Annotated in this window: 19 protein-coding genes and 1 tRNA gene; 9 read left to right on the forward strand and 11 right to left on the reverse strand. The window is 68.5% G+C overall.

Annotation, left to right across the window (positions count from 1 at the left end; translation table 11 throughout):
• Positions 1-55: 55 nt before the first annotated feature.
• Positions 56-3151: a leucine--tRNA ligase gene (locus tag RYH79_RS07665; RefSeq protein WP_370897806.1), complete on the reverse strand. Its 3096-nt coding sequence runs from the start codon at positions 3149-3151 to the stop codon at positions 56-58.
• A 62-nt stretch (positions 3152-3213) separates the two neighbouring features.
• On the reverse strand, positions 3214-3711 hold the full coding sequence (locus RYH79_RS07670) for a DUF309 domain-containing protein (protein WP_370897808.1): 498 nt from the start codon (positions 3709-3711) through the stop codon (positions 3214-3216).
• Between the two features lie 112 nt (positions 3712-3823).
• Between RYH79_RS07670 and RYH79_RS07675 the strand changes: the two genes are divergently transcribed.
• Positions 3824-4876: a DUF8203 domain-containing protein gene (locus RYH79_RS07675; RefSeq protein WP_370897810.1), complete on the forward strand. Its 1053-nt coding sequence runs from the start codon at positions 3824-3826 to the stop codon at positions 4874-4876.
• A 127-nt stretch (positions 4877-5003) separates the two neighbouring features.
• Here the strand turns inward: RYH79_RS07675 and RYH79_RS07680 are convergent, their stop codons facing one another.
• Together RYH79_RS07680 and RYH79_RS07685 are read right to left on the reverse strand one after the other, a co-directional pair.
• The gene (locus RYH79_RS07680) at positions 5004-5180 is read right to left on the reverse strand and encodes a hypothetical protein (RefSeq protein WP_370897812.1); all 177 of its coding nucleotides are present in this window, start codon (positions 5178-5180) and stop codon (positions 5004-5006) included.
• Positions 5177-5737, reverse strand: a complete 561-nt coding sequence (locus RYH79_RS07685) for an NUDIX hydrolase (protein ID WP_370897814.1) — start codon at positions 5735-5737, stop codon at positions 5177-5179. Before RYH79_RS07685 ends, RYH79_RS07680 begins: the two co-directional genes overlap by 4 nt.
• Positions 5738-5861: 124 nt before the next feature.
• On the opposite strand from RYH79_RS07685, the gene RYH79_RS07690 reads away from it, so the two are divergent.
• Positions 5862-5945: transfer RNA gene (locus RYH79_RS07690), tRNA-Leu, on the forward strand.
• A gap of 178 nt (positions 5946-6123) precedes the next feature.
• Here RYH79_RS07690 and RYH79_RS07695 read toward each other — a convergent pair.
• Together RYH79_RS07695 and RYH79_RS07700 are read right to left on the reverse strand one after the other, a co-directional pair.
• The gene (locus RYH79_RS07695; protein WP_370897816.1) at positions 6124-6381 is read right to left on the reverse strand and encodes a hypothetical protein; all 258 of its coding nucleotides are present in this window, start codon (positions 6379-6381) and stop codon (positions 6124-6126) included.
• A 52-nt stretch (positions 6382-6433) separates the two neighbouring features.
• Complete coding sequence (locus RYH79_RS07700; protein WP_370897818.1) at positions 6434-6976, reverse strand: DUF8101 family protein; 543 nt, start codon at positions 6974-6976, stop codon at positions 6434-6436.
• A gap of 114 nt (positions 6977-7090) precedes the next feature.
• On the opposite strand from RYH79_RS07700, the gene RYH79_RS07705 reads away from it, so the two are divergent.
• Positions 7091-8647, forward strand: a complete 1557-nt coding sequence (locus RYH79_RS07705) for a molybdopterin-dependent oxidoreductase (protein ID WP_370897820.1) — start codon at positions 7091-7093, stop codon at positions 8645-8647.
• A gap of 136 nt (positions 8648-8783) precedes the next feature.
• Complete coding sequence (locus RYH79_RS07710) at positions 8784-9677, forward strand: ZIP family metal transporter (RefSeq protein WP_370897822.1); 894 nt, start codon at positions 8784-8786, stop codon at positions 9675-9677.
• Positions 9678-9815: 138 nt separating this feature from the next.
• On the opposite strand, the gene RYH79_RS07715 is transcribed toward RYH79_RS07710, so the two are convergent.
• Positions 9816-10445, reverse strand: coding sequence for a DUF8114 family protein (locus RYH79_RS07715; protein WP_370897824.1), 630 nt, complete (start codon positions 10443-10445; stop codon positions 9816-9818).
• A gap of 84 nt (positions 10446-10529) precedes the next feature.
• Here RYH79_RS07715 and RYH79_RS07720 point away from each other — a divergent pair, with 84 nt between their 5' ends.
• On the forward strand, positions 10530-10925 hold the full coding sequence (locus RYH79_RS07720; protein ID WP_370897826.1) for a hypothetical protein: 396 nt from the start codon (positions 10530-10532) through the stop codon (positions 10923-10925).
• A 251-nt stretch (positions 10926-11176) separates the two neighbouring features.
• Positions 11177-13912 carry a valine--tRNA ligase gene (locus tag RYH79_RS07725; RefSeq protein WP_370897828.1) on the forward strand — a complete coding sequence of 912 codons (2736 nt, stop codon included), beginning with the start codon at positions 11177-11179 and terminating at the stop codon, positions 13910-13912.
• Between the two features lie 39 nt (positions 13913-13951).
• Here RYH79_RS07725 and RYH79_RS07730 read toward each other — a convergent pair whose 3' ends face one another.
• Positions 13952-14905 carry a carbohydrate kinase family protein gene (locus tag RYH79_RS07730; RefSeq protein WP_370897830.1) on the reverse strand — a complete coding sequence of 318 codons (954 nt, stop codon included), beginning with the start codon at positions 14903-14905 and terminating at the stop codon, positions 13952-13954.
• A gap of 136 nt (positions 14906-15041) precedes the next feature.
• Here RYH79_RS07730 and RYH79_RS07735 point away from each other — a divergent pair, with 136 nt between their 5' ends.
• The gene (locus RYH79_RS07735; protein WP_370897832.1) at positions 15042-15341 is read left to right on the forward strand and encodes a hypothetical protein; all 300 of its coding nucleotides are present in this window, start codon (positions 15042-15044) and stop codon (positions 15339-15341) included.
• Here RYH79_RS07735 and RYH79_RS07740 read toward each other — a convergent pair.
• The 3 genes from RYH79_RS07740 to RYH79_RS07750 all read right to left on the reverse strand — a co-directional run bounded on the left by RYH79_RS07740 (position 15329) and on the right by RYH79_RS07750 (position 17205).
• The gene (locus RYH79_RS07740; protein ID WP_370897834.1) at positions 15329-15493 is read right to left on the reverse strand and encodes a hypothetical protein; all 165 of its coding nucleotides are present in this window, start codon (positions 15491-15493) and stop codon (positions 15329-15331) included. The two genes, RYH79_RS07735 and RYH79_RS07740, sit on opposite strands and share 13 nt — an antisense overlap.
• A 295-nt stretch (positions 15494-15788) precedes the next feature.
• Complete coding sequence (locus RYH79_RS07745) at positions 15789-16754, reverse strand: ribose 1,5-bisphosphate isomerase (protein ID WP_370897836.1); 966 nt, start codon at positions 16752-16754, stop codon at positions 15789-15791.
• Positions 16755-16824: 70 nt separating this feature from the next.
• Complete coding sequence (locus RYH79_RS07750; RefSeq protein ID WP_370897838.1) at positions 16825-17205, reverse strand: DUF7522 family protein; 381 nt, start codon at positions 17203-17205, stop codon at positions 16825-16827.
• Positions 17206-17337: 132 nt separating this feature from the next.
• On the opposite strand from RYH79_RS07750, the gene RYH79_RS07755 reads away from it, so the two are divergent.
• Both RYH79_RS07755 and RYH79_RS07760 read left to right on the forward strand, forming a co-directional pair.
• Positions 17338-17682: a hypothetical protein gene (locus tag RYH79_RS07755; RefSeq protein WP_370897840.1), complete on the forward strand. Its 345-nt coding sequence runs from the start codon at positions 17338-17340 to the stop codon at positions 17680-17682.
• A 133-nt stretch (positions 17683-17815) separates the two neighbouring features.
• A complete protein-coding gene (locus RYH79_RS07760; RefSeq protein WP_370897842.1) occupies positions 17816-18070 on the forward strand; it encodes a hypothetical protein in 255 nt (84 codons plus the stop codon).
• The last annotated feature ends 6 nt before the right edge of the window (positions 18071-18076 follow it).

The following is an 18076-nucleotide window of genomic DNA, read 5'->3' on the forward strand; positions in this document are numbered from 1 at the left end:
CCGCACTGATTCCTCCCGAGAGGGAGTCTCCTTCCGACGTAGCGTCCCGCTCGACTCACTCGATGTGGATCGCCGGCCGGAACGGCACCGCCTGCCCGGCCTCGTCCGCGGGGTCGACCGTCTCGGGGTCGTCTTCCACGTACACCTCGACGGTCGCGTCGAACTCTCGGGCCAGGAACTCGGCCGCGTCCTCGTAGGCGGCCTGCTCGTCTAACGCCGCCAGCCCGGCCAGCCGGTCGTCGTCGGCGCCGCGGACGAACTCGACGAGCTCCCCGACCAGGTCGTTGACCGCGTCGCCGCGCTCCCGCAGGTCCGGATCCGACATCGCCTCCGACATCGCCGCGCCCACGTCTGCGCCGGCCTCGCGGACGGCGTCGAACACGTCTCGCTTCCAGTCGGCGGCGACGTACACTCGGACGACCTCCGGGTCGATCTCCGTCACGTCGATCACGTCGTGGACGTCCTCCGTCAGCGCCTCGACGCGTTCCTCGCGTAGCTCTGCCCCCGGCGCGTCCAACTCGGCGACCGGCTCTGGCCACCCGGCCTCCTCGGCCGGGACACCCGTCAGCTCCTCGTGGAGTTCGTTCGTCAGGAACGGGACGAACGGCGCCAGGACCCGCAGGCGCGTCTCCAACACGGCCAACAGCGTACGGACGGCCCCCTCGCGGTCCGTGTCTGCCCGCCGGCGGTACCACCGCAGCTCCGTCTCGAAGTCGTAGAAGGCGGCCTGCGAGGCCGTCCGGGTCTCCGCTCGGTCCAGCGCGCTCGTCACCGTCTCGACGGTGTCGTTGAGCCGGGACAACAGCCACTCGTCGACCGGCTCGAGGTCGGCGTCCGTCAGCCGCGCCGTCGGGCTGTCCGGGAGCGGCCCACCGTCGGTGGCGTGGTCCGCGACCCCCGCCTCGCGGGCGGTCTGGATCGTCTCCCGGGCGCGGTCGTAGAACCGCGTCAGCTGGTCGTTGACCGAGGAGACGGCGTCGTCACGCCAGTCGTAGTCTTCCCACGGCTCCGCGGCGTTCAGCAGGAAAAATCGCACCGTATCGGCGCCGTACTCCGAGACGGCCTCGTCCGGTAGGACGACGTGGCCCTTCGAGGAGGACATCTTCTTCCCCTCCAACAGCCCCATGCCCATGATGACGACTCCCTGTGGCCACTCGGCCTCGTCGAACAGCTCGGCGTGGTGGTACTGGAAGAACGTGAGGTGGTTCTCGATCAGGTCGTTGCCGGAGAACCGGTAGTCGACGGGGTACCAGTACTGCCACTCCTGGCGCAGCGCCAGCGCCGTCTCCAGTTTCGCTGCGCGGTCGACCGTCTCGTCGCCGTCGGCCTCGTTGCTGGCCCGGCTCGCTGCGACCGCCGTGTCCGCGTCGGCGGCACCGTCCGTCGCCGCGCCCGCCAGGACCGCGCTCGGATCGTCCGTGTCGACCCCCTCCGGCAGTTCCGCGACCGCGTCCGTGCCGTAGAACAGGGCGTCGAAGAACTCACGATCCAGGCCGCCGACGGGAATCTCCCGAATCCGGTGGGCGACCGTGTAGTAGGCCATGTAGATCGTGGAGTCCGACAACGGCTCGATCACGAACTCCGGGTCCCAGGGCAGTCGCGTCCCCAGCCCGTAGTTGCGGATACACGGCCACTCGTTCAGCCAGTCGACCGTGTCCGTGTACTGCCCGCGGGTGTTCTCCGGGATGGCGTCGAGTCCTTCGATCACCCGCTTCGTCTCTGCCTTCCAGTCGTCGTCGTTGTACCGCAGGAACCAGGTGTCCTGTTTGGCCACCTCCACGTCGCCGCCACACCGGCAGACGACCTCCTCGGAGAACTCCTGCATCGTCCCGAACTGGCCGGCGGCGACCCCCTCGGCCTTGAAGTCGTCGCGGACGGCCTCGACCAGGCCGTTCGCGTACTGACCGTACGAGTCGTGGAGTCGCCCCTGGTGGAACTCCGCGTTGTACAGGTCTGCCGTCACCGACTCCAGTTCCGGGTCGTCGCTCGACTCGATGCCGGCCTCTTCGACGGCGCTGCGGGCCGGCACCTCGCCGTACCCCTCGATCGAGAGGATCGGCTCCGGTTCGACCGCCAGAACCGCCTCCGGGTCCAGCCCGTAGTCGGCGAACCGCTCTGGGTTCTCCCGCGCGTCCGCCTTCGCCTCCTGGAGCGCGACGTAGTCGTCCGGCGAGTGGGCGGGGACCGACATCACGACGCCGGTCGCGTTGTCGGCGTCGACGAATCCCGCGGGCAGGATCGGTACCTCGTCGCCCGTGACGGGGTTGGTGACGTTCGTCCCGACCAGCGTCTCGCCGGACAACGTCGACTCGACGGTCACGTCGCGTTCCTGCAGCCGGAACTTCTCTGCGGCCGCCTCCGAGACGACCCACTGCTCGCCGTCGACCGTCGCCGACACGTACGTCGCCTGCGGGTCGACGTAGGCGTTCGTCACCCCGCGGACCGTCTCCGGCCGCAGCGTCGCCATCGGCGCGATCACGTCCGTGCCGTCGACGGTCGCCTCAAACCGGACGAGCGTGTACTCCTGGAACTCCGCCTCCTCACCCTCCAACAGGTCGTGGGTGGTGACGGGCTGTTCCTCGTTCGTACAGTACTTCACGGGGTGGAGCCCGCGCTCCAACAGTCCGCGTTCCTTCAGCGTCTCGTACTGCCAGGTGACGAACTTGGAGTACCGGGCGTCCTCCGTGGTGAACTCCCGGCGCCAGTCGACGGACAGTCCCAGCTGCTGCATCCCGGACTTGTAGTGTTCCTCGATGAAGTGGCCCGCGAACCCCATCGGCGTCTCCATCTCCGGCAGCGTCTCCTCCGGAACCCCGTAGGTGTCACGCAGGACGGACAGTTGGTCCTCTTCCCTCTTCTCCAGGCGCTCTACGGCGCCGATGATCGGCGTCCCGGTGACGTGCCACGCCATCGGGTACAACACGTTGTCGCCCTGCTGGCGTCGGTACCGGGCGTACACGTCCGGCACGGTGTAGGTGCGACTGTGACCGATGTGCATCCCGCCGCTGGGGTACGGGTACGGAACGGTGACGAACGTGGCGTCCTGGTCGCCGTCCGCGTCCGGCTCCGGGTCGGGACGGTAGGCGCCCTCCTCGGCCCACCGCTCCCGCCAGCGCGACTCGATCGCCTGGGGATCGTACTCCGCTGTCATGGACGGACCGTCGGCCCCCGTCTAAAAAGGCGTGTTCATCCCCCCGCGGTCCCGCCGGCGTGTCAGTGCTCCAACGAGTCGGCGTACTCGTGGTCGACCGCGGTCGCGGTCTCGACGGCGCCGTCCAGCTCGATCTGCCACCCCTCCAGTACGGTCGGGTCCGACAGCGCCGCCTCCGTCGTCTGGCGCACGTCGGCCACGTCGACGCCGTAGAAGTCCCCAGGGAGCCCCGTCAGGTAGCCCAGCGCCGTGTCGAACAACGACCGCATCCCGGCGTCGTCCTCGAAGTCGAAGTGTTTGTACGCACCCGCGGCCACCTGGACCATCCCGTGGAGGAACGCGCTCTCCTGTGAGCCGCGCCCGTAGTTGTACCACTCGTCTTCGAAACAGTCGTGTGACTCGTGGAACTCCTCGCTGTTGTACAGCCGGACGCCGTGGACCGTCGCCCGCCGGAGCGTGCCGTGTTCCCAGCCGTTCGAGGTCGGTCGATTCGCCCGCCAGCCCGTCGGGTCCCCGCTGTGCGGCGGCGCGACGGCGCCCGTCCGGGTGTGTTCGTCCACGGGTGCGTATTCGTGTGGGGTGTGGTAACTCCGTCGCTATCGGGCACCACCGCGAGATGATGTTAGAATTTTATCAGAAACACATAACTAACTTGCAGAGTAGTCTGATCCCATGGGATCTAGTTGGGTGGCTTCCGACGCAACGAGTCACACGCTCGACGACAAACCGTTCAGTCCGACCAGTATCGTCTCGGTCGCGGTCGCGGTTGAAGACAGAGAGGAGTTCGGGTCTGAGTACAGGGAGATCGTCTCGTCGGTGTGTGACGAATACGACATACCCTACGAGAGGCCGGTAATAAAGAACGGTGAGATAAACACCCACATCGGAGAGTGGAGTCGACGAGCCGTTCGAAAAGAACTCGTTGAGGATCTACTGGGAATAGGGGTTCTCAAGAACGTTCATGTCACTGAAACAACACTCGGCCAGCCTGGCGATCAAGTAGTGCCGATATTCCAGACAGATGATAGCTCACGTCGTCTCGCGTCTCCGCAGGAAGTCAGAGACAAGATACAGCCGTACTACAACCTCGTCTCTATTTGGGACTACTTCGAGGAAATTGACAAAAGGTTCCAACACCGAAACGTACTCGTAGATGACTTCAGCGGGAACGACTCCCTGGTGTGGCGAAAGGTCGGTGAAGAATCAGATCAACTCAATGTCGTGCCGAAGGGGGACCGCGTTTACCCTCTCCTCTCGCTCGCCGACCTCACGATGGAGTACGTGAAACAGCAGGTCGACGACTGGTCTGACGATGAGATTCTGAATCTACTGGTAGAGGTCACTCCAGATGACTCAGCTTTCGTTCAGGCCAACTCACTCGACACTGTCGAGGATCTCAGGAAGATGGTTCCGCTGTCAGAGAAACCGGCAGACACGGAGGCGCACTATCCACATCCAATCGTGTTCATCCACGCTGGGGGGTGGCACAGACGCGAAGTGGAGTCACTCGACTTCTACGATCTCGCCTGTGAGTGGGCCTGCGAGCAAGATGGCTGCGTGAAGTTTCTGAACAAGGAGAACGACCGAGAGTACATGAAGGGAGGAGACTTGATCGTAGATGTCGACAAGACGGGAGACATCAACCACTACTCCGAATTCAATCACGAGCGGCAGGTGGAGATCCTCAAATTAGAGGAAGCTATGGAACGATTCACCGGGGACTGATTGGTGAATTGGAGTTACTGGTCCCGCTTAGGGACCAGAAAGTGGCGCGACTCCTCCTAGGGGCCACGCCTTCAGCTGATAGTTCGTCACGATCCTTATTATACTTTGTGTATCATAGGAGCTACACCTACCGCACATGCTGCCACGCCTCCAAGGCCACAATCCCACCGAGAACGCCGACCCCAGTAGCGAACCCGAAGACGACACCGGCGGCGACGGACGACTCCCGGAGGCCGCCGACGACCGCGCCCAGGGCCGCGGCGGCGAGCGCGTACGCCAGGGCCCGCAGGACAGTTCGTCTCACGAGAGCGGCCTCCAGGCCGTCGGCTCGGCCACGACCGCGCGGGTGTCCGGCGGCGGCGTCTCGAACCAGTCGGCCGCGAGCACGCGCTCGTCGTCGTCCAGCCGCTCCGGTGAGACCCCGGCTTGGCCGCCGACCCGGCGGCCCTCGAACACGACCGACAGGAGGTACCCACGGCGTTCGGGGGTCTCGCGGTCGACGTACCGCCGGCGCGCGGCCGCCCAGACGCCGGTGAGCTCCGTCTCGACACCGGCCTCCTCGAACGCCTCGCGGCGGGCCGTCTCCGCCAGCGTCTCGGCGGGCTCGTTGCCGCCGCCAGGGAGGCCCCAGCCGTCGCGGCCCCCCTCACGGATCAGGAGGACGCGCCCGTCGTCGTCTTCGACGCGGACCCGCGCAGCGCCGCGGAATCCGGCGCGGAACTGCTCTACCCCGCGGCGGAATCGCTCGGGGTCGTCGCGGAACGTGACCTGGATCGTCGGGAAGGCGCCGTACCGCGCCCGGAGCGTGTTCACTCGCTCGTCTGCGGCGCGGCGGCTCTCGACCGCGATTGGCTCCGTCACGCTCGGCACGGCGAGCGCGACGGAGGAGAATCCTGGGGTCGTGTCACGCGGGTGGAGACGGGGACGAGCGAGCGCCGTGGAATCACAGGATATTCAAGTGGCTCACGCGAACCGATAGACGCGTGCGAGGGTAGCCAAGCTAGGAAACGGCGGCGGACTCAAGATCCGCTCCTGTAGAGGTCCGTGGGTTCAAATCCCTCCCCTCGCACTGCACGCAGGGCCGCCACACCCTGCCCGTGGGGTCGCCACGCCCCACACAGTGCGGAAGACCGCCTCTCGGGGCGATCTTCCCTCGCAAAATCCTGTCGACGCGAGAGAGTGAGCGACGGCGCCGCCGAACGGCGGCGCTACGAGACACTACCGCGACTCCAGAAGGCGAGACACCGTCAGTCGTCGACACGACCGCCGTCGGCGGCGACGCCGACGACCCGGTCGGCGACGCGTTCTGCCGTGGCGGGGTTCGGCCGGGAGCCGGCGCGAATCTCCGCGCCCAGCTCCGTCGCCAACTCCGTCACGTCCGCCTCCGGGTGGTCGGCGACGCGGTCGAAGACGGGCCGGTAGCCGGCCGCACAGCGGCGACCGCCGTCGTCGGTCTCGGCGTCCACGACGTGTGCAATCTGTCGAACTGCCTCCTCCGGGTCCATACACGCACCCTACCGTCCCGACCACTTGAAACTACTCTGAGTCGAAACCGAGTTACATATCCTCGCGGTCGTCGTTCGAGCCGTCCCCGTCGGGGTCGTCCGCGTCCGCGTCGTCGCGAGACGCTTCGCCGTCGTCCCCGTCCCGCGCGGGGCTGTCGACGGTCGGGTCACCGTCCGTCGCGGCCGCGAGCCGCCGGTCGGCCGCGCGGACGTACTCGGCCGCGACGGCCGGCTCCTCCTCGACGGTCGCCAGTGCGCGGTCGTAGCCGTGGACGAGTCGGTCGCGCAGCGGCCCCGTCGGGAGCTTGTTGCGTGCGACCGTCTCGGCGGTCTCGATCGCCGCCGTGAACTCCGTCGCTGGGGTGGTGTCGCCGTCACTCGCCGGGGTGCCGGCCGCCTCGTCGCCGCCGGGCAGCTCGCCGGGTGACACTGTGTCGTCGGGCGACGCCGGGTCGTCGGCGTCGTCCCGCCGGTCGCTCTCCGGGGCGGGGTCGTGGCGCGCCGGCGCGTCCGACTGCGTCCCCACTGCGCCGACGGCGGCGGCGTGCAGTTGGGCGAGCACGTCCTGAACGTCCGCGGGAACCTCGCCGCTCACGGTCGAGTGACGGCCGGACGGTTGAAGTGTGTTCTCCACGAGCACGGCGACGAGTGGCCACGACGGCGGCCCCGTCGCGTCAGGTCTATGTCGCCGGAGTGTCACAGGCTGACAGTGACACTCGGAGATGTCGTGTCGGGGTGGCAGCGAGAGCGCACGGTCGTCGCCTGTGCGGCTGGCGTCGCGTCGTTGATCGCGGCCGGCACGGTCGTCGGGTTCGGTCGCCCGTGGGCCGTGTTCGCCGCGACGCGGGCCGCGTTCGCGGTCACGCCGGACGCGCTCGTCAGGGTCGGCATCACGGAGGTCGGCGGCGCCGCACAGCCGGTGTTCGCCGCTGCCGTCGCCGCCGGGCTCGTCGCCGGGCTCGCCGGGGCCGTCCCCCTCGGGCGCCGACTCGCCGACCGCGTCGGTGACCGACTGGCCCCCGCCGCCGTCGGACTGACACAGGCGACGCTCCTGTTGGCGGTCTCCGGCCGGCTCGTCTCGGCGGCCGTCGGCGGTGTCGCCGGCGGCGCGGTGGTGTTCGCGGCTGCGCCGACCGCCGACGCCGACGACGCCGGACGGCGTGGACTGCTCCGGAGCGTCGGCACCGCAGCGGCCGCGGTGGGGCTGGGCGTCCCCTTGGGACTCCGGGGGAGCGGCGGCGGGACGGACGGCCGAGCGAGCGAGGGGAGCACGGCAGACGGCAGCGACACCGACGGCCGGTCCGTCCGCGGCCAGCTGTTCCAGGCGGCAGAACGGCGCTCACTCGCGGTGCCGGGCGTGGACGGGCTCGTGTCGCGCGACTTCTACGAGGTGGACATCAACGCGGCGAACCCCCGCGAGCGGCGCTCGGAGTGGGAACTGAGGGTGACCGGCGCCGTCGAGACGGAACAGACGCTCGACTTCGAGGCGCTGTCGTCGCTACGGACGGAACACCGATTCGTCACGCTGCGGTGTGTCGGCGACCCTCTGAACGGGGAGAAGCTGGACACGGCGCTGTGGACTGGGGTGCCGGCCTCGGCAGTGTTGTCGGACGTGACGCTGGAGTCGGAGGCGACCCGAGTGATGGTCCGCGCGGACGACGGCTACTACATGGAGTTTCCAATCGAGGCGCTGGAGGACGCCTTCCTCGCGTTCGGGATGAACGGCGGGCCACTTCCGCGAGCCCACGGCGCTCCCGTCAGGCTGCTCGTCCCCGGCCACTGGGGGGAGATCAACGTGAAGTGGCTCGCCGAGTTCGAGTTCACGACGGAGGACAGACAGGGCTACTGGGAGAAACGCGGCTGGCACGGCACCGGGCCGGTCCACACCGTCGCCAAGCTCCACGGCGTGGAGACGACGGACGGGCGGGTCGTCGTCGGCGGCCACGCCTACGCCGGCACCCGAGGGCTGTCGGCCGTCGAGGTGTCGACGGACGGCGGCGAGACGTGGACGGAGGCGACGCTGTCGGAGCCGTTGCCCGGCCGGGTGCCCGCCGACGGCGACCCCCCAGAGGAGGTCGTCGCCGGGACGGCGACGGACGCCGCTCGACTCTGGCGTCACGAGTACGAGGCGACGGCAGACCACGAGGTAGTCGTCCGGGCGGTAGAGGCGGACGGCACCGTCCAGCCACGACGACAGGGTGACGGGGAACCGTTCCCCTCCGGCGCGACCGGCTGGGTGTCCGAGACCGTCGACCCGACCGGCTGAGCGTCCACGGCGGTGTCGTCGACTGCGTCACTGTCTGCGAGGGTACCACCGCCTGCGTCACCGTCCACGACGGTGTTACTAACGGCTGGGCCCGTCGTTCGGTAGCCTTATTAACGCCAGTCGTTCAGATAACAACGTGAGCACACAGACGGCGGAGACGGCGCGGGACGGAGACACGGCGGGTGCCGTCGGCGGCGTCGTCGCGACGGTGGCGTTGGTGGGCGTGTCGGCGGTCGCGGTGTACCTGGAGGCGGGCGACGGCCTGGCGCCGTTCGCGGGCGACACGCCGGTGAAGCTGCTGTGGATCGGGTGGATCGCGTTCGTCTCGATGGGGCTGTCCGCCTGGATCGGGGGTCGGGTGTCGCGGGAACGGGCCCGGACGCTCGTGTGGGGGTACGGGCTCGCCAGCGGTGCGATGGTGACGAGCGCGTCCGTGTTCCTGCTGCCACAGGCGATCGCACAGTCGAAGTCGTTCGGCGGCTTCGGCATCGCGCTGGGGCTGCTCGTTGGCTACTCCGCACACGCGCTGGGGCACCGGCTGAGCCACGCCGACCTCCCGGGCGACCGGGCGATCCTGGAGCTGAGCGCCCACGCGACCACCGCGGGGCTCATCGTCGGCGTGATCTACGGCAACGTCCCGGACCTGGGGCTGTTGCTCGGCGTCTCGATCGTCTCGCACAAGGGACCGGCGGGGTACGCCGCCGCCAACCGCTACGTCGCCCGCGGCGGCGACTGGCGCGCGGTGTTGATCCCCGCCGCCGGCGTCGGCGTCGCCAGCCTGGCGGCGTCGTACCTGGCGCTCCCGACGGACGCGGCCGTCCGCGGGATCGTCTTCGGGTTCGCGGCCGGCGTGTTCGTCCACGTCGCCACGGACTTCCTCCCACGGTGCGAGTTGGGTTCGGAGATCCACGAGGCGTTGTCCGTCGAGGGTGACGCCCACGAACTGCTCGACCGCCTCCGCGTCCACGCCGTCGCGTCGACGAGCCTCGGCGCCTTCGCCGTCTTCCTCGCCTGGCTCGTCGTCGCCTGAGCCGTCGCGTTCGTCGCCTTCGTTCGCGAGTTGTCCGTCGCGTTCGTCGCCTTCGTTCGCGAGTTGTCCGTCGCGTTCGTCGCCTTCGTTCGCGAGTTGTCCGTCGCGTTCGTCGCCTTCGTCGTCCAGCCCTCTCTGCTACGGTCCGGGGTACTCCCGTTCGAGGTCGAGGTCGTCCGTCGACAGTTCGTCGTCCGTCTCGCCGGACTGCTCGTCGCCCGGTTCGCCGTCCCCGTCGTCCTCGTCGGTCCGAGTGCCGACCTTCCTGACGCCGTCCCCTTCGAACTCCGGGCGGATGTCCGACAGCAGTTCCTCCTCGCGTTCGTACACCTCCTCCGGCTCCGGCGGCTCCGGCAGCGCTCCGGGCGCCTCGGCGACGTGTTCGATCCCCTCGTAGCCGTCGGGCGCCCGGCCGCCGTCGTCGAACCACTCGTGGAAGGCGTCTCGGAACGTCTCCTCGCCGGCGATCGACTCCCCGCCACGCTCCCGGAACCAGAACAGGAAGTCCGTCTCGTGGTCCGTACAGAGGACGACCTCCTCCATCGGCTCGCCGTACACCACCTCGGCGGCGTTGCACGCTTCCTTGTTCGTCTCCCCGTGGATCAGGTAACAGGCGTCACACGGCTTGCCGATCACCGTCTGGAGCCGGAGCAGTCGCTTGCGGGTGTCCGGCGTCATCGCGTCCAACGACCGCCAGTCGTCGTCTTCGTCGAACAGTTCCGACTCGTCGAACCGCCAGCCGTACAGCCCGATGCTGACCTTCCCCATCGGCCGGCCGTTGGCGGTCGAGACACATGAACGACCCGACACCACGACGTGACACTCTTGTCGGTGGGGTCGTCACGTTCGGACGTGGAGTCGGAACAGACAGAGACGGCCGACGGGGAGCCGGCGGGCGACGAAGGACGGCTGGCGGCGGACGCCGCAGAGTCGTCGTCTCCCCGACGAGGGGCCGTCGAGCCCGCTACGACGACGGACGTGGCCGAGCCACGGACGACGCGGGCAGAGACGGACGACGACGGCCGGCGGGCGAGTCGTCGCGCTGCGAACCTGTTGTCGTCGGTGGCCTGGACGGTGATGTCGTTGTTCTCGCTGGCGCTGGCTGCGGGGGCGGCGGTGCTGGCGCTCCAGCGTGGCGGGCTCGTCGCCGTCGGGCTCGCCGTCGCGGCGGTCGCGGTGGCGATGTCGGCGGCGTACTTCCTCTACCACCTCTGGGGTGGGGTGGACGTCGACGCACAAGAGTTTTGACTGCCAGCCGTCGTACGTTCTGTCGATGGCACTCACCGCGTCCGCAGCCGCCTCGCGGAGCCTCGTCGTTCGTCGCGTAGGGGCGTGACGCCCCACCTCACTCTCCCGACGGGACCCGCCCGTCACGGTCGACAGAACCGAGCAGTGACGACACCACCACGGACGACGATGCCAGAGACACGACAGCCACGACGGACGACCGGGGCGAACCGCCAGACAAAACACACCCACACGCGAACGGACGAACAGCGATGAGTACACCGGAACACCCGACAGAGGAGACTGACGGGGCGGACGCTCCCGACCCCGACCTCACCGGGGAGTACGACCCGGAGACGGCAGAGACGAAGTGGCGCGATCACTGGGTCGAGACGGGGACGTACCAGTTCGGCGACGGGGACGTCGACCCAGACACGGCGTACACGGTCGACACACCGCCGCCGACGGTGTCCGGGAGCCTCCACATGGGCCACCTGTACGGCCACACGCTCCAGGACTTCGCCGCCCGCTTCCACCGGATGTTCGACGGGGACGCCCTGTTCCCGTTCGGCTACGACGACAACGGGATCGCCTCCGAGCTGTTGACGGAACAGGAGCTGGACATCCACCACTCCGACTACACCCGCCGGGAGTTCCAGGAGAAGACCCGCGAGGTGTGTCGGGAGTACGAACAGAGCTTCACCGAGGAGCTCCAGTCGCTGGGGGTGTCCGTCGACTGGTCGCGGACGTACAAGACGATCGAGCCGCGGGTCCAACGCACCTCACAGCTGTCGTTCCTCGACCTCTACGAGAAGGGGCGAGAGTACCGCGAACGGGCGCCGACGATCTGGTGTCCGGACTGTGAGACGGCCATCTCCCAGGTGGAGATGGAAGAGGAGAAGCGCGACTCGGAGTTCGTCGACGTCGCGTTCAGCCTCGCGGAACTGGGGTCGGAGGCGCCCGAGAACCCGGAACGGGAGGAGAGCGACTACGCGGTGCCGACGGCGCCGGGCGACGAGATCGTCATCTCGACGACGCGACCGGAGCTCCTGCCGGCGTGTGTCGCCATGTTCGTCCACCCAGAAGACGACGCCAACGCACACCTCGTCGGCGGTACCGCCGAGGTCCCCCTGTTCGGCCACGAGGTGCCGATCTACGCCGACGACCGCGTCGAGGCCGACACCGGCACCGGGATCGTCATGTGCTGTACGTTCGGCGACCAGACGGACATCGAGTGGTACCAGGCCCACGACCTGGATCTGCGGGTCGCCATCGACGAGTCCGCGACGATGACGGACCTGGCGGGCGACTACGAGGGGTTGTCGACGGAGGCGGCTCGTGCGGAGATCAAGACCGACCTGGAGGACACTGGCGCACTGTTGGCCCACGACCCGATCGAGCACGTCGTCCAGGTCCACGAGCGGTCCTGTGACGCCCCCGTCGAGTACCTCGTCACGGAGCAGTGGTACGTCGAACTGCTCGATCACAAGGAGAAGTACCTGGAGGCCGGTCGGCAGATGGACTGGTACCCGGAGAAGATGTTCTCCCGGTACGAACACTGGATCGACGGGCTGGAGTGGGACTGGTGTATCTCCCGGCAGCGCGACTCCGGTATCCCGTTCCCGGTGTGGTACTGTGCGGACTGCGACGAGGAGATCCTCGCGGATCCGGACCGGCTCCCGGTCGACCCGTTGGTCGACGAGCCGGAGGTCGACGCCTGCCCGGCCTGTGGCGGAGAGACGTTCGAGCCCGAAGAGGACGTGTTCGACACCTGGGCCACCTCCTCGCTCACCCCGCTGATCAACGCCGGCTGGGACTACGACGACGACGCTGGCGAGATTCGGTTCGACGAGCCGGGGCTGTACCCGATGGACCTCCGGCCGCAGGGCCACGACATCGTCTCGTTCTGGCTGTTCCACACGGTCGTCAAGTGTGTCGAACACACCGGGGAGGTGCCGTTCGACGCGGTCCTGATCAACGGCTGGGTGTTGGACGAGAACCGCGAGAAGATGTCTTCCTCGCGGGGCAACGTCGTCCTCCCGTCGAACGTGATGGACCAGTACCCGACGGACGCCATCCGTTACTGGGCGTCCGGTTACTCCGTCGGCGACGACTTCCCGTACAAGACCAACGAACTCCGGCAGGGCGAGAAGCTGATCCAGAAGCTCTGGAACGCCTCGAAGCTCGTCTCGGAGTTGGCGGCCACAGAGCCGTCGGAGCCGGAGACGCTGGAGCCGGTCGACGAGTGGCTGTTGTCGAAGCTGGACGACGTGATCGAGACCTCCGCCGCCCACTTCCGCGAACACGAGTACGCCAAAGCCCGGACGGAGCTGCGGACGTTCTTCTGGGACACGTTCTGTGACAACTACCTCGAACTGGCGAAGCAACGCGACGGCGCGGCGGCGTCCACGAGCTTCACGCTCCGGACGGTCCACGAGACGGTGTTGCGGCTGTTCGCGCCGATCCTCCCGTTCGTCACGGAGGAGGTGTGGACCGCAGCCTACGGTGACGGCGGCGAGAGCGTCCACCGCCAGTCCTGGCCGGAACCGCGGGGGTACGACGCCCCGCTGGCCCCCGGCGAGCGGGCGATGGCCGTCGTGTCGGCGCTGCGGTCGTTCAAGAGCGACAACGGGCTGGCGCTGAACGCCGACTTGGCGGCCGTCGACGTGTACGGTGACGTGGCCGGGTTCGAGGACACCGTCGCCAGCGTCATGCACGTCGAGGAGTTGTCGGCGTACCCGGACGAGACCGCCCCACAGGCCACCGCGGAGATCACCGGGATCGACCTCGACTACGCGACCGTCGGCCCGAAGTACGGCGACACGGTCGGTGACATCGAGGGCGCCATCGGCACAGAGGAGTACGAGCTCGACGACGGCCGACTCCACGCCGCCGGCGAGACGCTGGCGCCCGAGGAGTTCGAGGTCGTCGAGACGCACAGCTACGACGGGGAGGGTGAACTGGTCGAGACGGACGAAGTCGTGATGGTCGTCCGGGTCGACGAGTAAGACGGCCTGCGGTCTCGTTCCGGCCGTCTCGTCGCCCGCCTACTCGATCACGTCCAGCAGCCGCTGGGGGGTGAGCGCGGCCCGCGCGCCGAGCGCCCGGGAGGCGACGGCGCCACAGGCGTTGGCGACCGCCAGCGCCGCTCGGACGCCGACGCCGTCGTCGCCGGCGGCCGTGTCTCCCGGGAGCCTCGGCCCCGGGTCGTCGACGTTCTCGCGGGCGGCCGCGAGAACGGCGTCCGGGAGGCTGCCGCCGCGAGCGGCGAGGTAGCCCGCGGCGAAGGCGTCGCCCGCGCCGGTCGTGTCCAACGGCGTCGCCTCGAACCCGGGGTGTTCGACGGTTCGGTCGCGGGTGTGGACCGCCGCCCCGTCGTCGCCGAGTGTGACGACCAGCGCCGCGTCCGGGCGGAGGCCGTCGCCCCACGGCTCCGTCCCGAGCGCCGCCGCCTCCCGTTCGTTGACGAAGACGAGAGCCGCCCGCGACAGTGCCGCCGAGAAGTCCCGGTCGGCGATCCGACGCCCCGGGGCCAGACTCACCGTCGCGCCGTGGTCCCGCGCCCGCTCGGTCAGCCCCGCCGCCACCGACGGCGCCTGGCTCGTCAGGTGACACACGTCGGTCTCCAACGCCGCCGGCGGGAGGTCGGCCGCCCGGAACGCCTCGTTCTCGCCGTCGCCGGACAACACCATCACCTCGCCGTTCCCGTCGACGATCAGGTACTTCACCGCCGTCTCCCCGTCGGCACGGACGAGGTGTGTCTCCACGCCGGAGGCGACGAGTTCGCGGCGCGCCCGCTCGCCCGTCTCGTCGTCGCCGGTCGAGCCGAAGACGGCCGCCGTCGCTCCCAGCCCCGCGAGGTTCACCGCGACGTTGGCGGCGCTGCCGCCGCCCGCCTCCGCCGTCCCGCGCAGCTGCACCTCGCCGTCCGGCGCCGGCAGCTCCGCCACTCTGAGGGTCACGTCCCAGTTGACGTGGCCCGCACACAGTACGTCGGTCACTCCGTTCGTGTTGGCGGCTGTGGGTGAAAGAGTTTGTCGTGGTGGTGCTGGGAGTGTCCCTCACCATCGGGCCCGCCACGCCGGGCGTGACTAAATTCCCACCATCGTTTAGTATGTCCGGTACATACGACGCGGTATGACTGCGAGTTCACGGAGTCCCGGAGCGGGAGACAGCACAGCCACGGAGCCAGACCGGATCGAGGTACCGCTGGAGCGGGTCTGTGACGCGGAGTTCATGCGTGTCAACACTGAGTTCGATAGCTTCGACGAGTTCCTCGACCAGAGCCCGTGGACAGTCGAGACGCACGTCGACTTCGAGGCCGTTCCGACCGCGCGTCTCGACGACTACGTCGCCGAGTACACGACGTTCGACAGTTGGGAGGAGATGCTGTTGACCGCCGGTCGTCGGTGGGCGACCGAGCGCTACGAGTCGTGAGACTCGTCTGACTCGCTCTCGTCTCCCTCGCGGGTCCGGGCCGACATGAAGATCACTGTCGACTCGTCGCCCGTCTCGACCTCCAGTTCGGAGAAACCCACGCGGTCTAGACGGAGGTCAGACCCTCTCCGTTCGTCCGTCTCGTCGTCCATCGTATACGAGTACACCGAGAGGCCGAACGACCCGAGCGATGCCGCCGCTAGCGTCCCCCGCCAGACTGCCGCTAACTGTGGTGTGACGTTTCCCCAGTCCGGCCGCAGAACGACGACTCGAAACTCGACGAGCGACAACGCACCGAACGACACTGCACAACACAGTCCGACAGCGAGACCAACGGCCGGAGAGAGGTCGGTGACGCCCGAGGGAGCCATCTTTGCGACTACTCAGACAATATAGCTACTAATAAATCCACGTAGTTCGGGTCGGCGAGAACCGACAGTGAGACCGTTACTCCTCGCGCTCCTCCCACGGCCGCGCGGCAGACTCCCCGAACAGCTCTCGCATCAGTGTGACGATGGTCTCGGGCGGGAACTGGCCGCTCTCGGTGACGATGGCGTCGACGTACCGCGGCGGGGTCACGTCGAAGGCGGGGTTGTCGACGGTGAGCTCGCCGATCTCCTCGCGGGTCTCCCGGTCGATCACCTCCGACTCCTCGCGCATCTCGATCTCGACGGTCTGGCCCGTCAGCGTCTCCGGGTGGAGCTTGATCGTCTGGGCCGCGACCACGATCGGGACCCCTCGTTCGCGGGCGTTGACCGCCAGTCCGGAGGTGCCGATCTTGTTGATGACCGAGCCGTCGGCGGCGATGGAGTCGGCGCCGACGAGGACGTGGTCGACGTCGTCCAGGTAGCGTCTGGCGGCGGAGTCGACGATCAACGTCACGTCGACGCCCAGCTCACGGAGTCGTTCGGCGGTGATGTGGCCCTGCCGACGCGGGCGAGTCTCCTTGACGACCGCAGACAGCTCCTTCCCCTGGTCGACGGCGGCTTCGACACACGCCAGCGCGTCGGTGGAGTGACAGTGCGTCATCACCGTGTCCCCGTCGCGGAGTCGGTTGGCACCGATCTCACCCAGGTCCGACTGGGCCCGGGAGAGTCGCTCGGTGAACTCGCCGGCCGCGGAGACGACCGACTCCCGCAGCGCCGCGACGCTGTCGCCGTCCATCCGATCCAACACGTACCGGAGCGCGTTCGGGAGCGACACCGCCGTCGGACGGGTGTCGTACAGGTGTCGCCCGGCGCGACGTTGTTGCCGCCGGAACGCAGTCGGGTCGTCGACCGCCGACTCGCGGGCCTGTGTGGCCAACGCCTCTACCGCGGCGCCGGCGATGGTCGCCGCGCCGCGGATCTCCATCTCGGCGATCCGGTCGGCCGTCTCCCGCAGCTCCGGGTGGAGTGCCGTCTCGTCGCTCATACGGGGCTTCAGCCGACCGGGGGATTTAGCTCCCGCGGCCCGCGGTTCCGAGGGTCGCCCGCGCCGCCGCTCACTCCGCCAGCGTCCGTTCGAGCGCGGTCGCCGTCTCCTCCGAGCGGCGGAGAGTCAGCGTCTCGGCGGTGACGAACACCCCCTCGTCGTCGCCCGTCACGCGGACGAGACTACCCTGGTCGAACACACGGACGCTGTAGGCGTACGCCCCCAGCTCCGAGTCACCGTACGCCGCCGTCGTCTGGAACCCCTGGCGTGCCATCTCCACGAACCCGCTGAGGTCGGCGTCCGGCTCCAGGTCAGACCGGAGGTACACCTGTTCGAACGCTCCCGGGGTGAAGTACGTCAGACTGCGGAGCCTGTCGCCGAGCCCGGTGCGGGCGGCGGCCGTCAGCGTCGTCGCGCGCTCGGGGTCGAGCAGTTCCCTGTCTCTCTGCATGCGTACTGGTGACACGTACCACAGACACACCAGGTTTCCGGTGGTGACGGCCGTATCCTGTCACGTCGCTGCCAATTTCACGCCACGAGGCTCGCCACAGAACGTATATCGCTGCGCGAACAGGATTGGAGTATGGACGACAGTGTCCCCACGACTGACCGCTCCACCCCGCTGGGTGTCACGGTGTTGGCACTGCTGGGGATCGGTGCCGGCGTCCTCCAACTGCTGGGCGGGCTGGGCTCGTTCGGGTTCGGCCCCGTCGGCCTGCTCGGCGGCACGCTCGGTGTCGCGTTCGCGCTCGGACAGATCGCCACGCTCGTCGCTCTCCTCCGGCTCCGGCGGTGGGCGCTCGTCGTCACGCTGGTCGTGGTCGGGCTGAGCGCCGTCGCCTCACTCCTCTCCGTCCAACTACTGGCGCTGTTGTTCGACGGGATCGTCGCCGCCTACCTCCTGTCCGTCGCCGACCGGTTCGACTGACGCCGTCGGCGTGGGTCAGTCGTCGGCGTGGGCCAGTCGTCGGCGTCGGGCCCGCTGGAACCCAGTTCGCACCGTCTCTGGAGTCGTGACACGCCGGAAAGTTGAACAGCGCCGCCGCACATCCCGTGAGAACATGGGACGAGCGCTCGACTCGTTCAGAGCCGGGGTCGACCGGCTGGACCACTGGACTGGTGGTAACGGCGACACTGTGGTGTTCGCCACGCTGGGGCTCCTCCTGTACGTGGCCGAGGTCGTGACCGGCTCGGACCCGGCGTGGTACTTCGCGGCGCCGTTCGTCGCCCTCCTCGTGGCCGCGTTCGAACGCCCGCTCCTGCGACGCTACCGGTCGTGGTCACAGCCGAGCGAACGTCGTCACGAAGGTGGTTGATGCGAC

The sequence above is a fragment of the Halobaculum sp. MBLA0143 genome (assembly GCF_041361465.1).
Classification (GTDB): Archaea; Halobacteriota; Halobacteria; order Halobacteriales; family Haloferacaceae; genus JAHENP01.

Coding starts and splice junctions, on each gene's coding strand:
- RYH79_RS07665 (WP_370897806.1), bottom strand. CDS start 3,151: ATGACAGCGGAGTACGATCCCCAGGCGATCGAGTCGCGCTGGCGGGAG.
- RYH79_RS07675 (WP_370897810.1), top strand. CDS start 3,824: ATGGGATCTAGTTGGGTGGCTTCCGACGCAACGAGTCACACGCTCGAC.
- RYH79_RS07695 (WP_370897816.1), bottom strand. CDS start 6,381: ATGGACCCGGAGGAGGCAGTTCGACAGATTGCACACGTCGTGGACGCC.
- RYH79_RS07715 (WP_370897824.1), bottom strand. CDS start 10,445: ATGGGGAAGGTCAGCATCGGGCTGTACGGCTGGCGGTTCGACGAGTCG.
- RYH79_RS07725 (WP_370897828.1), top strand. CDS start 11,177: ATGAGTACACCGGAACACCCGACAGAGGAGACTGACGGGGCGGACGCT.
- RYH79_RS07735 (WP_370897832.1), top strand. CDS start 15,042: ATGACTGCGAGTTCACGGAGTCCCGGAGCGGGAGACAGCACAGCCACG.
- RYH79_RS07740 (WP_370897834.1), bottom strand. CDS start 15,493: ATGGACGACGAGACGGACGAACGGAGAGGGTCTGACCTCCGTCTAGAC.
- RYH79_RS07745 (WP_370897836.1), bottom strand. CDS start 16,754: ATGAGCGACGAGACGGCACTCCACCCGGAGCTGCGGGAGACGGCCGAC.
- RYH79_RS07750 (WP_370897838.1), bottom strand. CDS start 17,205: ATGCAGAGAGACAGGGAACTGCTCGACCCCGAGCGCGCGACGACGCTG.
- RYH79_RS07755 (WP_370897840.1), top strand. CDS start 17,338: ATGGACGACAGTGTCCCCACGACTGACCGCTCCACCCCGCTGGGTGTC.
- RYH79_RS07760 (WP_370897842.1), top strand. CDS start 17,816: ATGGGACGAGCGCTCGACTCGTTCAGAGCCGGGGTCGACCGGCTGGAC.